Origin of the sequence: Clostridium ragsdalei P11, assembly GCF_001675165.1 — a bacterium.
In the GTDB taxonomy this organism is placed as follows: Bacteria; Bacillota; Clostridia; order Clostridiales; family Clostridiaceae; genus Clostridium_B; species Clostridium_B ragsdalei.
In genome coordinates, this window is sequence record NZ_LROS01000033.1 from 36,186 (window position 1) to 51,174 (window position 14,989).

General features: G+C 31.0%; 12 protein-coding genes and 1 other annotated feature. Of the genes, 10 read left to right on the forward strand and 2 right to left on the reverse strand.

Annotation, left to right across the window (positions count from 1 at the left end):
- Nucleotides 1-72: 72 nt before the first annotated feature.
- The 5 genes from CLRAG_RS13545 to CLRAG_RS13565 all read left to right on the forward strand — a co-directional run bounded on the left by CLRAG_RS13545 (nucleotide 73) and on the right by CLRAG_RS13565 (nucleotide 4,236).
- A complete protein-coding gene (locus CLRAG_RS13545; RefSeq protein ID WP_065078916.1) occupies nucleotides 73-1,386 on the forward strand; it encodes a DUF7922 domain-containing protein in 1,314 nt (437 codons plus the stop codon).
- A 27-nt stretch (nucleotides 1,387-1,413) separates the two neighbouring features.
- Complete coding sequence (locus CLRAG_RS13550; protein ID WP_242872148.1) at nucleotides 1,414-1,986, forward strand: hypothetical protein; 573 nt, start codon at nucleotides 1,414-1,416, stop codon at nucleotides 1,984-1,986.
- A 180-nt stretch (nucleotides 1,987-2,166) separates the two neighbouring features.
- The gene (locus CLRAG_RS13555; RefSeq protein ID WP_242872149.1) at nucleotides 2,167-3,024 is read left to right on the forward strand and encodes a YhfM domain-containing protein; all 858 of its coding nucleotides are present in this window, start codon (nucleotides 2,167-2,169) and stop codon (nucleotides 3,022-3,024) included.
- 63 nt (nucleotides 3,025-3,087) lie between these two features.
- A complete protein-coding gene (locus CLRAG_RS13560; protein ID WP_065078919.1) occupies nucleotides 3,088-3,936 on the forward strand; it encodes an Mrp/NBP35 family ATP-binding protein in 849 nt (282 codons plus the stop codon).
- A gap of 111 nt (nucleotides 3,937-4,047) precedes the next feature.
- Nucleotides 4,048-4,236 carry a ferredoxin gene (locus tag CLRAG_RS13565; protein ID WP_065078920.1) on the forward strand — a complete coding sequence of 63 codons (189 nt, stop codon included), beginning with the start codon at nucleotides 4,048-4,050 and terminating at the stop codon, nucleotides 4,234-4,236.
- 102 nt (nucleotides 4,237-4,338) lie between these two features.
- Here the strand turns inward: CLRAG_RS13565 and CLRAG_RS13570 are convergent, their stop codons facing one another.
- Nucleotides 4,339-4,524 (reverse strand): hypothetical protein, encoded by a 186-nt coding sequence (locus CLRAG_RS13570; protein WP_065078921.1) that lies wholly within the window; start codon nucleotides 4,522-4,524, stop codon nucleotides 4,339-4,341.
- A 235-nt stretch (nucleotides 4,525-4,759) separates the two neighbouring features.
- Between CLRAG_RS13570 and CLRAG_RS13575 the strand changes: the two genes are divergently transcribed.
- The 3 genes from CLRAG_RS13575 (at nucleotide 4,760) to CLRAG_RS13585 (ending at nucleotide 8,089) form a co-directional block, all read left to right on the forward strand.
- Nucleotides 4,760-6,865: an anaerobic ribonucleoside triphosphate reductase gene (locus tag CLRAG_RS13575; RefSeq protein WP_065078922.1), complete on the forward strand. Its 2,106-nt coding sequence runs from the start codon at nucleotides 4,760-4,762 to the stop codon at nucleotides 6,863-6,865.
- Nucleotides 6,866-7,163: 298 nt separating this feature from the next.
- The gene (gene nrdG, locus CLRAG_RS13580) at nucleotides 7,164-7,673 is read left to right on the forward strand and encodes an anaerobic ribonucleoside-triphosphate reductase activating protein (protein ID WP_065078923.1); all 510 of its coding nucleotides are present in this window, start codon (nucleotides 7,164-7,166) and stop codon (nucleotides 7,671-7,673) included.
- A 50-nt stretch (nucleotides 7,674-7,723) separates the two neighbouring features.
- Complete coding sequence (locus CLRAG_RS13585) at nucleotides 7,724-8,089, forward strand: ArsR/SmtB family transcription factor (protein ID WP_063555512.1); 366 nt, start codon at nucleotides 7,724-7,726, stop codon at nucleotides 8,087-8,089.
- A 621-nt stretch (nucleotides 8,090-8,710) separates the two neighbouring features.
- On the opposite strand, the gene CLRAG_RS13590 is transcribed toward CLRAG_RS13585, so the two are convergent.
- The gene (locus tag CLRAG_RS13590; protein ID WP_065078924.1) at nucleotides 8,711-9,343 is read right to left on the reverse strand and encodes an MBL fold metallo-hydrolase; all 633 of its coding nucleotides are present in this window, start codon (nucleotides 9,341-9,343) and stop codon (nucleotides 8,711-8,713) included.
- Nucleotides 9,344-9,496: 153 nt separating this feature from the next.
- Between CLRAG_RS13590 and CLRAG_RS13595 the strand changes: the two genes are divergently transcribed.
- The gene (locus tag CLRAG_RS13595) at nucleotides 9,497-11,308 is read left to right on the forward strand and encodes an N-acetylmuramoyl-L-alanine amidase (protein WP_065078925.1); all 1,812 of its coding nucleotides are present in this window, start codon (nucleotides 9,497-9,499) and stop codon (nucleotides 11,306-11,308) included.
- A 78-nt stretch (nucleotides 11,309-11,386) separates the two neighbouring features.
- Nucleotides 11,387-11,621 (forward strand) — a binding site (T-box leader).
- 106 nt (nucleotides 11,622-11,727) lie between these two features.
- Complete coding sequence (gene ileS / locus CLRAG_RS13600) at nucleotides 11,728-14,835, forward strand: isoleucine--tRNA ligase (RefSeq protein ID WP_065078926.1); 3,108 nt, start codon at nucleotides 11,728-11,730, stop codon at nucleotides 14,833-14,835.
- The last annotated feature ends 154 nt before the right edge of the window (nucleotides 14,836-14,989 follow it).

Consider the following 14,989-nt stretch of genomic DNA (forward strand, 5'->3'; position numbering starts at 1 on the left):
TAAAACTATTTGTTCACTTTTTGAAAGTTATCTCATATATTATAATGAATATAATATATGGAGGTATAGAAGTTGGCACAAAAAAAGAGTTATAGTAGATATTTTATAATATTACAAGAAGATGAAAAAGGATACTCTTTAGCTTCTGACAAAATTGCTTCAGGATATGCAAAGTTGGAGATGAAAAATGATAAGTGTAAAATATCTTATTATGTACAAAATTTAAAAAAAGAAAAAACACCCTATTACATGATGTTAATATGTAATAAAAAAGATATAAAAAATATAATCAAAATTGGCGAAATGAACATAGATGATTATGGAAGAGCAGATATAAGTTATGAATATGCTGCAAATGATGTAGCAGGAAGTGGCATAGCTATGGATAAGGTGTCAGGAGCTGCTATAGTGAGAATGGTGGACGATAACATAATATCTGTAATGAGCGGGTTTGCAAGTACGGAAATACCTGAGTGGAAAGCATTTCCGGTATCTCAAAATAAGAGCAAAGATTTAGAAGAAACCAAAGTAAGTGAAGTAGAAAAATCAGAAAAAACTGAAGCAAAAAGTGTATTTGATCAGTATGAGGATATTATAGAGAAAGCCAAAAAAGACGAAGAAGAAGTTAAAGAAAATATAGAAATAGAAGAAAAAGATTCTTATAGAGAAGAACAAGAAGAAGAAAAAGAAGAGCAAGATGAATCTGAGGAAGCTAATGAACCGGAAAGTGAAGAAGAAAATAAAAAAGTTCAAGTAGATACGGAAGTGATGGAAGAAGAGATTATCGAAGATAACTCAAAATCTAATGTTACAGAAAAAAATGAAGACAGAAACATAAATTCTAAAGAAGACAGAAATAATGATAGCTCAATATATGTGGATGAATCCCGATTAAGATGCCATAAAAAATTAAACTTGAATAGATGTCAGGGAGAATGTGAAAAAGATAGTGTATCTAGAGGTTATCCTAAAGGTCCAGAAGGAAAATTTTTCATGCAGCTTATGAGTGGCTTTAAGGAAGTAAAAGACATCAATAAGGAATTAAAAAGGTGTGTATGGAATAAGGTACCTATAAGTTCTATGGATGACATGTATAATATTGCTGATTATAATAAATATTCTTATATATATTATCCTATGGTAGGGTATTATCCATATATAAAAAAATATAATTATTATTTAGCAGGGTATAAATGTGATAAAAATGGAAGGGTAAAATATTTGATATATGGAATTCCGGGAACTAAAAGCAGAACGGATCAGCCTTATGGAGGAAAATCTGGATTTGTTACATGGGTACCCCTAAAGGATAAAGACACGATGGGCCATTGGCTTATGTTTTATGACTTTAGAGCAAATACTATAGTAATACCTGTTAGAAAGTAATATTGGTTACTTATTATGAGATTAATAGTGATAAATAAAAAAAAAATTGGGGTTACTATAATTATAATAGGACTTATGATAGTGCTTTTAGGACTTGAAAAAAATTTTGATATGAGGCTAAAGTTTACAGCTCTTATTCAAAATAATATGGAATCTCTTACTCAATATAAAGGACTGGAAGGCAGGCTGCTATATAAGTTGCCAGCACGATGGACTTGTAGAAATCAGGACACATTTGGAGATGAAATATTATATCATAGTGATTTTAAGAGCGATGATAACACCATAAATGGTTTTGTTGAAGTATGGAATTTAAAAGGTGACTTAAAATTATTTTTACAAAATAGCAAGAGTATATCCGAAAAACAAAATTTGTATAAAGAGTATTCTATAAAACAAATTTATATGAATGGTAGGAAAGGATATTTACTTAAGTATACAATTACAAAGGAAATCGGAGATAGTTATAAGTGTATAGAATACTTTACAGAAGAAGGAAAACAATTTTGCAGATTTTCTTTTTTTGTAAAAGAATCAAACTTCAAAGAAAATATGCCTACTATATTTGAGGTTATTGTTAAAACTTTAGAATATAATTAGAAAATATAAGGTTTATCCCCTTCAGGTTTATTATATGAAAGGGGATTTTTTTATACTAATTATGGTATAATAATCATAGATTTCATTAAGATAGAAAGGGGTGAGAATCCTTCGCTGTAGATTAGAATATATTTGTAAATATAATTTTTGCATATTGAATTCTTAAAAATTCTACAGTGGGTGAAAACATTGGATAAAACTATCAAAAGAAGATTAAATATATTTATAATATCCTGGATTTTAATACCTGTAACCTTATTGTGTGGATGTAGTAAATTGGATCAATTAAAAGTTAAGGCGGGTTTAAAAAATTCGGATTTTGAATATATGAAACAACAGGGAAAAGTTAAACAGATAATTATTCAAAATACAAGGGATCAGGGATTTAAATTTGTAGTTACTGATCAAAGTACCATTAAAAATTTGTATGATATACTATCTTCTGCTAAAAAAGTATCAAAAAAGTCATCATTGGATCCTGATTATGTATTCGAAATAGATGAAGGAAACAATAAAGTTCACAAGTTTAGTTATATAGCAGGACTTGATAAGAAAGACTTAGGAAATCTCTATAGCAAAGGTCAGGTATATATAGTATCAAATAGAATAGATAACGATATGATAAATAATTTTTGGAATACAAGGATGCCGCCAAGCGACTTTAAATCTGTGTACTATGGGTCCATAATGGATACATTAAATAAATGTTTTAGTGAAAAGGATAAAACTAAGAAAATAGGAATAAATTTAAAAGATGATATAGATGCCCAAAGATTTATACTTTCCACTGAACAGGAAGAATTTAAATCAGACCTTACTAGTAAATTTAAAAATGCAAACATTGGGAATAATGATGAAGATAATTATGATGTGTGGGTAACAATAAAGACAGAAGGTTATAAATCCACATTGTATAAAATGACTGTTACACTTTTTGATAGACAAAATCAAAGTGAGAAGGTTTATTATGTACAGGATACATACAGCAGTGGCGGATGGAACAAGAGCATATCGGAAAGTAAGCCTAATGGTTTTTAAAAATATAGGAAATGTTGCTTAAAATTTAATGTGGATTAACTATATAAAAGGAGGAGAAATGATTTGAGTAATTGCGATGGTTGTTCAAGTAAATCACAGTGCAGTAAAGATGATAAAGGTGGATGTAAATACATATCGCCTAAGTATGGAAACACAAAGCATATAATAGGTATTATGAGTGGAAAAGGTGGAGTAGGTAAGTCTACAGTTACGGGAATATTGGCATCAAAATTAAGAAATTCTGGATATAAGGTGGGAGTACTTGATGGAGATATAACAGGTCCATCTATGCCTAGATTTTTTGGAATAAATGATAAAAGGGCTGATATACTACAAGTGGGGGAAAGTGAAGAAATAAAGTTTTCTCCAGTAGAATCTTCTTCAGGAATAAAAGTTATATCCTTAAATCTTTTGACAGAAGAGGAAGAACAACCTGTTATATGGAGAGCACCCATGATAACAGGAGTGTTAAAACAGATGTATTCAGATACAAGTTGGGGAGAATTAGATTATTTGCTTATAGATATGCCTCCAGGTACCGGAGATGTAGCTCTTACTGTGATGCAGGAAATTCCAATGGAAGGTGTTATAATAGTATCTACTCCTCAGGACATGGTATCTATGATAGTAAAAAAAGTTGTTATAATGGCAGAAGACCTAAAGGTAAATATATTAGGTGTAGTAGAGAATATGTCCTATGTTAAATGTGGAAAATGTGGTGAAAAAGTAAGGCTATTTAGTGAAAATTCGGCGAAAGAACAAGCTGATTATCTTGGATTAGAACTTCTTGCTGAAATGCCAATAAATTCTGATTTGGTAAAAAATATGGAAGCTAAAAAGGCAGAAGAATACATATCAAACTCATTGGAATATAATGATTTGCTTAATAACTTTATAAAAAAATTAAAATAGAAATTAAATTATTATAATAAGCATTATTTTTGGAATAATATAAAGTGTACTTTAAAGTAACTAATTATATAGCGAGGAGTGAAAACTTGTTATTAATAACAGGAAAATAGTATGAAAGCTGTAGTTGATAAAGACACTTGTATAGGATGTGGGTTATGTCCAAGTATATGTCCAGAGGTTTTTCAGATGGATGATGATGAAAAAGCTAAGGCAATTGAAGATAATGTCCCAGGAGAAGCAGAGGACACTGCGAAGGAAGCAGAGGACAGTTGTCCTGTTTGTGCTATTAAGGTAAGCTAAGGAAAAGGGGATTGTGTAAAAAATCTACACAATCCCCTAAACTTTCAAAACTATTTGTGATAAAAATGTACCACAGTTTTTCATACAGCATATCAATTAGGCTTAAAACAAAACTGGATGCTGTTTATACTTGTCATTTAATGTAACTTCCGATATGGGATGAATGTTTATTCTATCACCTATTCTAGAATCGAGTGGTAAATGAGTAGTCCCTATATTGGCAGTAGTACCATCCTGAAAACTTACAAGTGCGTCTGTAATATTCATATCAATTATTTTGCCGATCATGAAAGTCCTCCTAAAGATAAGATTATCTATGTTATTTTTATCTATATTATTAAATATTATTCCTAGAAATTTTATCTTATAGGTATTTGATGTATTTCAATTAAAAAGTGTGCTTTATAGGTTTTTATAGGTTTAAAGTAAAAATAAAGCTCAATTTATAAATTGCTTTTTTATATATGGCAAGGTATAATAATCAAGTCGTTTATACAATATATAGTAGTTGGGAGGAAAGTATATGCTACATGTTGTGAAAAGAGATGGTAGAAGGGTTCCCTTTGATTCCATTAAGATAACTAATGCCATAAAAGGATCTTGTGATGAAATAGGTTTTGATTTAAAAGAAAGTGAATTTATTGATCTAACTCAAAAAGTCACAGAAAATATAGAAAATCTTAATCTTAAGGAAGTAAATGTAGAAGATATACAGAATATAGTTGAAGAAGTACTTATGAAGAAAGGCTATGTTAAAATTGGTCTAGCTTATTCAAATTATAGAAGAGAGCGAAATGATATAAGAGAAATAAAGTCTGATCTTATGAAGGCTATTGATAAAATAGGAGTTCAAACAGACAGAGATAATGCAAATGTTGGGAATAACTTTAGTGCCAAGCTTTTGAGGATTGCCAGTGAGTCTAACAAATGGCATAATTTAGCTACCATGCCTAAACATTTAGCTAAGGCTCATGAAAATGGGGATATATATTATCATGACTTAGATTCTTATAATTTAACTGTAAATTGCCTTCACATACCAACAAAGGAAATGCTTTTAGATGGGTTTAATACAGGATATGGGAATATAAGAACTCCTAAGAGAATAGAATCGGCTGCAGAACTCTCTTGTATATTACTGCAGTCAGCACAGAATGATATGTTTGGTGGACAGTCCCATCCGGATTTTGACAATGATATGGGTATTTTTGTTGAACCTACAAGAAAAGAAATATTGAAGAACCTCAAGGAAATGGGAGTAGAAGAGGAAAAAATAAAGGATATTTCTGAAAAGAAATTGAGAAGAAGTATAGAACAGGCCATGCAGGGAATAATCTACAATCTTAATACCATGCATTCTAGGGCAGGATCACAGGTACCTTTTAGTTCACTAAATATAGGTATACCAACCTCAAAGGATGCAGCTCTTGTATGTGAAGTATTTTTGACAGAATATGAAAAAGGACTTGGAAGAGGAGAACAACCTATATTTCCTAATATAATATTTAGAGTTAAAAAAGGCGTAAATAAAAATCAAGAAGATCCTTATTATTATCTATTTAAAATTGCATGTAGGGTAGCTTCAAAGAGGATGAATCCTACTTTTATGAATTTAGATGCTGATTTTAATAAAGCATATTATGATAAAGGTGTAATACCTGCAACTATGGGATGCCGTACCTATGTCTGTTCAAATGTAAATGGAGATCCAGGAGTAAAGGGAAGAGGAAATATAGCTCCTGTTACTATTAATTTACCTAGACTTGGAATTTTATCTAAGGGAAATATAAATAAATTTTTTGGATTGTTACAAGGAAAGTTAGAGTTAGCAAAAGAATCTTTAATGCATAGATATGGCATTTTAAAGAGACTCAGAGTTAAAGATTTACCTTTTGTAGCAGGTCAGAAACTTATGAAAGGTGCGGAGAACTTAAAGTCAGAAGATTCAATAGAACCAATATTGAAGCAGGGTACTTGGGCTATTGGGTTTATAGGACTTGCTGAAACATTAATTGCATTAACTGGTAAACACCACGGTGAGGATGAGAGTTCAAGAGAACTTGGAATAAAGATAATTACATATATAAGAAATTATACAGATAAGCTTATAGAGGAGACACATTTAAATTGGAGCTGCTATGCTACACCAGCTGAAGGATTAAGTGGAAAGTTTATAGTACATGATAAGAAGATATTTGGAGAAATACCTGGGGTTACAGACAAAGAGTATTATACTAATTCTTACCATATACCTGTAGGATATCCAATATCTATAAAAGATAAAATTGATATAGAGGCTCCTTATCACAAACTTTGTAATGGAGGCCACATAAGTTATATAGAAGTTGATGATTATCCATCAGAAGAAGTTGTTAAAAGTGTAATTGATTATGCCTATGATAATACAAATATAAGTTATATAGGGATAAACTTTCACATAAGATATTGTAAAGAATGTGGAACTTATATGCATGGGGAAGATGTCTGTCCTAAATGCGGAAGCAATAATATACAGGGTATATCAAGGGTTACAGGATATCTATCTTTGGATGAAAGATTTGGAGAAGGTAAGACAGCAGAAAGAAGGGATAGAATATCCCAGGGAAGCAACAAACATGTATATTGCTAAAGTAACTGTAATAGTAGTTAACTTAAATTTTACACATATGAAATTTTGACTTAATATAAGAAAATTGCGAAACAATTTTCTTAAAGAACAAAGAACAAAGTTCAAATATCAAATAAGGATAATTTTCTTCCTAACGTCAGAAAATATTAAAATTATAGATTTCCTGAGGTACGATGGAAATCATCTTTATCTGTTCTTTGTTATTTGAACTTTGTTATTTTTAAAAGGCTTTGCTTCGCAAAGTTTTTAAACTGCGAATTTGAGTAACTAGACCATATATAAGAAGGAGGAAAAATCAATGGGTGGCAAAAAAATTAGATTGGCAGGTATTGCTTACGAGAGCCTAGTTAATGGCCCTGGAATGAGACGGGTATTTTTTGCTCAGGGATGTAGACATAATTGTAAAGGATGTTTTAACCTATCTACCCATGACTTCAAAGGTGGTCAGCTAAAAGATATAGATAAACTGGTTTGCGATATTAAAGATAATCCTATGTTAAGTGGAGTTACATTTTCAGGTGGTGACCCATTTGAACAATCTGAAGAATTTGCATACATGGCTGCTAAAGTTAAAGAATTAAACTTAAATATATGGTGTTATACAGGATACACTTTTGAATCTATAGTTAATAGTTCAGATACGGCAAAGAAATGTCTTTTAAATAATGTAGATGTGCTAGTGGATGGAAAATTTGAAGAGAACAAAAAAGATACAAAATTAAAATTTAAAGGATCCAGTAATCAGAGAATTATTGATGTAAAGAAAAGTTTAGATTCCAATGATGTAGTAGTATTGACTTTTAGTTGAAAAACTTTAGCTAAATATATTATAATACTTCATGACGAGGAGTTGATAATATGAATAACAATTCGGAAATTGAAGTTTGCTCTTGTACTGAGATTCATAAGGATTGCATAGAATGTGTCAGAAAAAGTATGTTGGATGAGAAGACTTTTATGGATCTGTCAGCACTTTTTAAAGTACTGGGGGATTATACAAGAATTAAAATTATATATGCACTATTTAAAAAAGAATTATGTGTTTGTGATATTACAGAAATACTTCAAATGAGTCAGTCCGCAATATCTCATCAACTTAGAATTTTAAAGACTGCAAGGCTAGTTAAATTTAGGAGAGAGGGAAAGTCGGTGTATTATTCCCTAGACGATGAACATATAAATAAGTTGCTTAATGCAGGGTTAGAGCATGTAGAACATAATTAGAGTGTAGTAATATAGTGCTTCAAAACAAAAATAAACTTATACTCCGCATATTTTTACAACCACAAGCACGGCTAAATATTTTGATAAGTCTAGACAGAAAATTTATAAAAACCTAAGGACTTTTGAAAACTCGTACCTCAAACAATTCGAAAGTCCTAAGCTTTTTCATAAATTTTCTAACAAGACTTATACACAAAATATTTAAATGTGCTTGTTTAGTGTAAAAATATTTCTGCGTATAAGTTTATTTTTTTAGTTATGGACTTCTATAATAAAAACACAAATTTAAGAACTTTGTAAGTATATTCCTGTGTGCATGTCAAATTTTCACTTAGAAGCCCTATACAAACAAAAGGTTAATTTATCCGATCGCTACTATTGCTCCCCCCATCGCACACAGCGAAAGCCACTATCAGCAAATCAAAGATTTGGGATATCTGCTTTTCTTCAAAGTGGGGGGGATAAGCACTGCTACGGGCCTGGATAAGTTCTTCCCCTGAAGGATAACGTATTCTAAGTGCTAAAGCCACTAAGAATACTGTTAATAATGTTCAGATGGAGAAAAGGTATTCCTTATAAGCAAACTCTACCTGAACCTAACAATCACTTGATATTAGTAAGTTATTTAAAGTTAAGAATTTTAACTAGATTAAAATCTTCAGGTTTGTTATCTAGAGTTAATGTATTGCTTTCAATTCTTTCTGCATTTTTCATATATTTAAGGAATTTTTCTAATCCATCTAATTCAAAAGTTAACTGAGAAGTTTTATAATGCATTGGAATTACTATGTGGCTATTGATGGATTTTGCAAGCTCAGCAGCCTCTTTTCCATCTATAGTGAAATTTCCTCCTATGGGAATCAAAAGCACATCTATGGACCCTAAGCTTTTTATCTCTTCTGGAGATAATACGTATCCAACATCTCCAAGATGACATATCCTATAATCATCCATTTCAATGATAAATATTACATTTTCACCTCGTTTTGCACCTTTAACTTTGTCGTGATAAGAAGGTATGCCATAAATAGGTATGTCACATAGATTAAAAGAGCCTATTTTATTTATAATATGTTTGTAGTTTATCTTTTCCGTATAACAGTGATCAAAATGATTGTGGCTTATTGTAACTACATCAACATCTCCTTCAAAAACTTTATAGCCTACAGTTTTGTCAAAAGGATCTGTTAAAAGCTTTCTACCTTTTGAATCTTCAAATAAGAAACTTGAATGACCCAACCATCTTATTTTCATAGAATATCGCCCCTTTGTAAAATATGTTTTGATTATTTTGAATTAATATGTTAAAATAAAAATTTTTAATTACAAAATTCTTATTTTTTATACTATAATTATAATAGTATATGTTACACTAAGGCAATTATTCTGTTGAACGGGGGTTATTATTTGAAGATTACAAGAATTTATATGATGATATTATTAAGTCTTATATTTGTATTAATTGTGCTTGCAAAAGGAAATACTGTACATGCAATTAATTATAGTGGAATTACTATAGGAAATGATGTGGAAACCAATAAATCCTGGAATATAAAGTTCAACATGAAATTAGACCAAAGTACAGTAAATGATTCAAATATAGTGGTAACAGATAATACAGGAAATGCTGTCCCCATATCTTTGCAGCTTGAAAAGGATGGGATGGGTGTAGTAGTTACCCCTAAAAGTCAGTATGCATATGGTAAAACTTATAATTTAAGTGTAAAAAGTGGAGTGAAAGCTGTAAGTGGAAAAAACCTGTCCAGGGAGGCTAAAGTGCAATTTGGAGTAAAATCTAATCCAAGTTCTAATAACAAGTATACTGTTACAATTGATGCTGGCCATGGAGGAACTGATATAGGAAATGTAAGTGGATCAGGATTGAAAGAAAAAGATGTAGATTTGTCTGTGGCACTAAAGACTGGAAAAATATTAGAGCAAAATGGAGTAAACGTGGTTTATACCAGGAAAGATGATAATGTAACCTGGAATGATAGTACAAATTTACAAGCTCGTTTTGATATAGCAAATAACGCAAAATCAAATTTGTTTGTCAGCCTACATGTTAATTGTTATACGGAAAGTGCCTTGGTGAATGGAATAGAAACTTATTATAGAGTTTCAAATGATTCTGCTAAAAATACAGCAAATAATATTCAAAGTGACTTAATAAGTTATACAGGACTGTCTAACAGAGGAATTAAAGAAGGGACAGCTCAGCATAAAATACTGATGGGAACTACAGCACCAGCGGTTATGGTTGAACTTGGATTCATGACTAATCCTAAAGAAAGTCAATTAATTGGAAGTGAAGATTTCCAAAATAAAAGTGCATCGGCTATTGCAAATGGAATTTTAAAATCTTTACCATCTCTTCAGGAAGAAAGTACAGTAAACGTAAGTTCAATATCTAACTTATCAGATAGTATAATTGTAGGAAGTAAGTATTCTTTACCAACTAGTGTACAAGCTATTATGAGTGATGGAACTAGTAAAAAAGTAAGTATTGTATGGAATTCAAACACTGTTGATACTTCTAAAGCAGGTATATTTACATATAAGGGAACTGCAGCAGGATACAGTAAAACTGTAACATTTACTTTAACTGTAAAAGCAAAACAAGTAGTTCCAACACCAGTAACACCATCGAAAGGTGCGCCTGTAATAGTTATAGATCCTGGACATGGCGTAGGTAGTGATGTAGGTTCAAATGGAAACGGATTTCAAGAGGATGATGTAACTTTAAGTGTTGGCTTAAAAGTTGGGAAAATGCTGGAATCCAAGGGAGTCAAAGTAATTTATACTAGGACTACAGATGAGCGAAAAACAACTCCTTTAACTGTCACTGAAAGTCTTCAAAGACGATGTGATACTGCAAACAATGCAGGTGCAAATTATATGATTTCAATTCATACCAATGCTTTTGATGATCCAGCTGCAGAAGGAACTGAAACACTGTATTATACAGGAAGTGTAAAGGGAGAGAAAATGGCAGAGGCTATACAAAAAAGTTTGTCTAGTACTCTTGGAACCTATAGCAGGGGACTTAAAGGTGGAAGCTGGCTTTATATAGCAAAGCATACTATTGCACCAACGGTTTTAACGGAGTTAGGCTTTCTTACTAATAAAAATGATGCGGGAATATTAGGAACTGATGAGGGTAGAAATAAAGCTGCACAGGCTATAGTAAGTGCTATATTACAGGTTTTAGGAATATAATACAAAAAAAATTGTCTAAAAAAATTGACAATAGAAAATTCATATAATATAATAAAAGGAAATTATACAGGTAGTAATTGAAAAACATTGAACAGGAAAAGTATTTAAGTTTGTTTTTATTTACAGAGAGTGGGGAAGTGCTGAAAACCCATAGAAAAGCTTAAAGAAAATCACCTGGGAGTTGAAGAATTGAACAGTATTTTTATAATTGCTTTAGTAAATTCTTACGTAATTCTACGTTACAGAATAGAGTATGATAGTACTTAAATTTATTACCCATAGGTGGTACAGCGAGTTAAACTTCGTCCTATTTGGATGAAGTTTTTTTATTGCGTATTTTTTAGTTTAAAAATTATGTGGTGTATAAACATTGAAAAATAGTAAAAACTTAACAATGAGAATAGAAAGGGGTTAAATCCATGTATAAAAAAATTGATAGTGATAAAAGTTTTGTACAGATGGAAAAGGATGTTTTAAAATTATGGGAAGATAAAAAAGTAGTTGAAAAAAGTTTTAAAGAAAATGAGGATGGTGAATACTTCACTTTTTACGATGGACCTCCAACTGCAAATGGGAAACCTCATATAGGACACGTTCTAACTAGAGTTATGAAAGACCTCATACCAAGATATAAGGTTATGAAAGGATATAAAGTATTGAGAAAAGCAGGTTGGGATACACATGGACTTCCTGTTGAACTAGAAGTTGAAAAAAGTCTTGGAATTTCTGGAAAACCACAAATTGAAAAATACGGTGTAGAAGATTTTATAAAAAAATGTAAGAATAGTGTATTTACTTATGTAAGCCAATGGAAAGAAATGTCTGACAGGTTAGGATTTTGGGTAGACATGGATAATCCATATGTAACATATCACAATGATTACATAGAATCAGAATGGTGGGCACTCAAAAAAATATGGGAAAAAGATCTTTTATATAAAGGTCATAAAATAGTGCCATATTGTCCTAGATGCGGAACCGCACTTTCTTCACATGAAGTTTCTCAAGGATATAAAGATGTAAAAGAGACATCAGTATACGTTAAATTTAAAATTAAGGACCAAGATAAATACATGATAGCATGGACAACTACACCTTGGACACTTCCTAATAATATGGCATTAGCTGTAAATAAAAGCTATGATTATGTAGAAGTTCTTAATCAAGAACAACATTTAATACTAGCAGAAGCTATGTTAGAAAAGCTAGAGGGAGAATATGAAGTCTTAAGGAAATTCAAAGGAGAAGAATTAGTTGGACTTGATTATGAACCAATCTTCAATTTCGCATCCTTTGAAGGAAAAGCACATTATGTTGTTCATGCAGATTATGTAACATTAACAGAAGGTACTGGAATAGTTCATACAGCTCCTGCTTTTGGTGAAGATGATAGTATTACAGGGAAAAAATATAATATTCCTATGACAAATTCTGTAGATACTCAAGGAAGATATAAAGAAGAAGTTACTCCATGGAAAGGTCTTTTCGTAAAAGATGCTGATCCTAAAATAATAGAATATTTAAAAGAAAAAGGAATACTTTATAAGGCAGAAAAGTTTACTCACTCCTATCCATTCTGCTGGAGATGTGATACTCCACTTTTATATTATCCAAGAGACACTTGGTTTATAAGAATGTCTCAAATGAGAGATAAACTAGTTAAAAATACTAACGACACAAATTGGTATCCTGATAATATAAGAACTGGTAGGTTTGGAAACTTTGTTGAAGGAGTAATAGATTGGGGACTTAGCAGAGAAAGATATTGGGGGACACCTCTTCCAATATGGGAATGTGAATGTGGTCATAGAGAGTGCATAGGAAGTATTGAAGAATTGAAGGAAAAAGGAATAAATGTACCAGATGATATAGAGCTTCATAAACCTTATATAGATAGAGTTAAATTAAAGTGTCCTCATTGTGGAAAAGAAATGAAGAGAGTATCAGAAGTAATTGATTGCTGGTTTGATTCAGGTTCAATGCCTTTTGCACAGCATCATTATCCTTTTGAGAATAAAGAAGTTTTTGAGAAAAATTTCCCTGCACAATTTATATCTGAGGCAGTAGACCAGACTAGAGGATGGTTCTATACGCTTATGGCTATATCTACTGTATTGTTTGATAGAAGCCCATTTGAAAACTGTGTGGTTCTAGGACACGTTTTGGATAAACATGGACTAAAAATGTCAAAGCATAAAGGAAATGTTTTAAGTCCTTCTACTATTTTGGAAAATGAAGGAGCAGATGCAGCTAGATGGTATTTCTATACTGAAAGTGCACCTTGGCTTCCATCTAGATTTTATGAAGAAGCAGTACAGGATAGTCAGAGAAAATTCCTAGGTACCCTATGGAATGTATATTCTTTTTATGTGCTTTATGCAGATTTAGATAATTTTAACCCTATGGACTATAAAGATTTTGTAAGCGAAAATGTAATGGATAAGTGGATAATCTCCAAGTTGAATTCTCTTATAAAGCAAACTGAAGATCACTTAGATAATTATAGAATTACTCAAGCTGCTCAGAATATAGGAAACTTTGTAGATGAACTTTCAAACTGGTATGTAAGAAGAAATAGGTCAAGATTCTGGAGCCAAAAGTTAACGGATGATAAAATAGGAGCATATTTAACTTTATATAAAGTATTAAATACTTTATGTCTGGTAGCTGCACCATTTGTACCATTTATAACAGAAGAAATTTATCAAAATCTTGTTGTAAATCTTGATAAGGATGCAGTAGAAAGCTTACATTTGTGTAAGTGGCCGGAGTACGATTCAAATGTAGTAGATGCTAAGCTTGAAGAGGATATGGAAGAAGCTTATAAGATAGTTAAACTTGGAAGAAGTGCTAGAAATAGTGCTAATATAAAAAATAGGCAGCCTCTTTCAGAAATGCTTATAAGCGTAAATACTCTTCCTGAATATTATGGAGATATAATAAGAGATGAATTAAATATTAAAAAGATAGTTTTCAATGCAGATTTATCAAAGTATGTTAACTTTAGTATAAAACCAAATTTACCTGTGCTAGGTAAAAAGTATGGTAAATTAATACCAAAAATAAAGAATGAAATATCATCCATGAATCAAATGGAATTGGCACAAAAGATAAATGACAAGGAAACTGTAAAAATAAATATAGCAGAATCAGAAATAGAGCTAAATTCAGAGAACTTACTTATTACAATGGAAGGCTTAGAGGGATTTGCCTTTGCAGGAGAAGGAAGTACAGGAATTGTTTTAGAAACTACAATTACAGAAGAACTTAGAGAAGAAGGAAATTTGAGAGAAATTTTAAGTAAAGTTCAAAATATGAGAAAAGAAAGTGGTTTCGAAGTTGCAGATAAGATAAATCTATATGTTTCAGGTAATGAAAAACTTGAAGCTATAGTGAAAAAATTTGATGAAAGAATAAAAAAGGAAACTCTTTCTATGGATGTTATTTATAATGCCAATAGAAAATATAATAATTGTAACATTAATGGAGAAAAACTAAATATTGCAATGGAAGTAGTAAATAAATAGAGCAGTTAGTAAAATATGATAATCACTAATTTTAAATAGATATTTATTTTAAAATTAGTGATTAGTTTTAATTGGATATATTAAATATTGTAAATTAGCTTGTAATAAGTTAGGTTTATAAGTATAATTATAAAAAAAGTAATTGGTAGGTGAT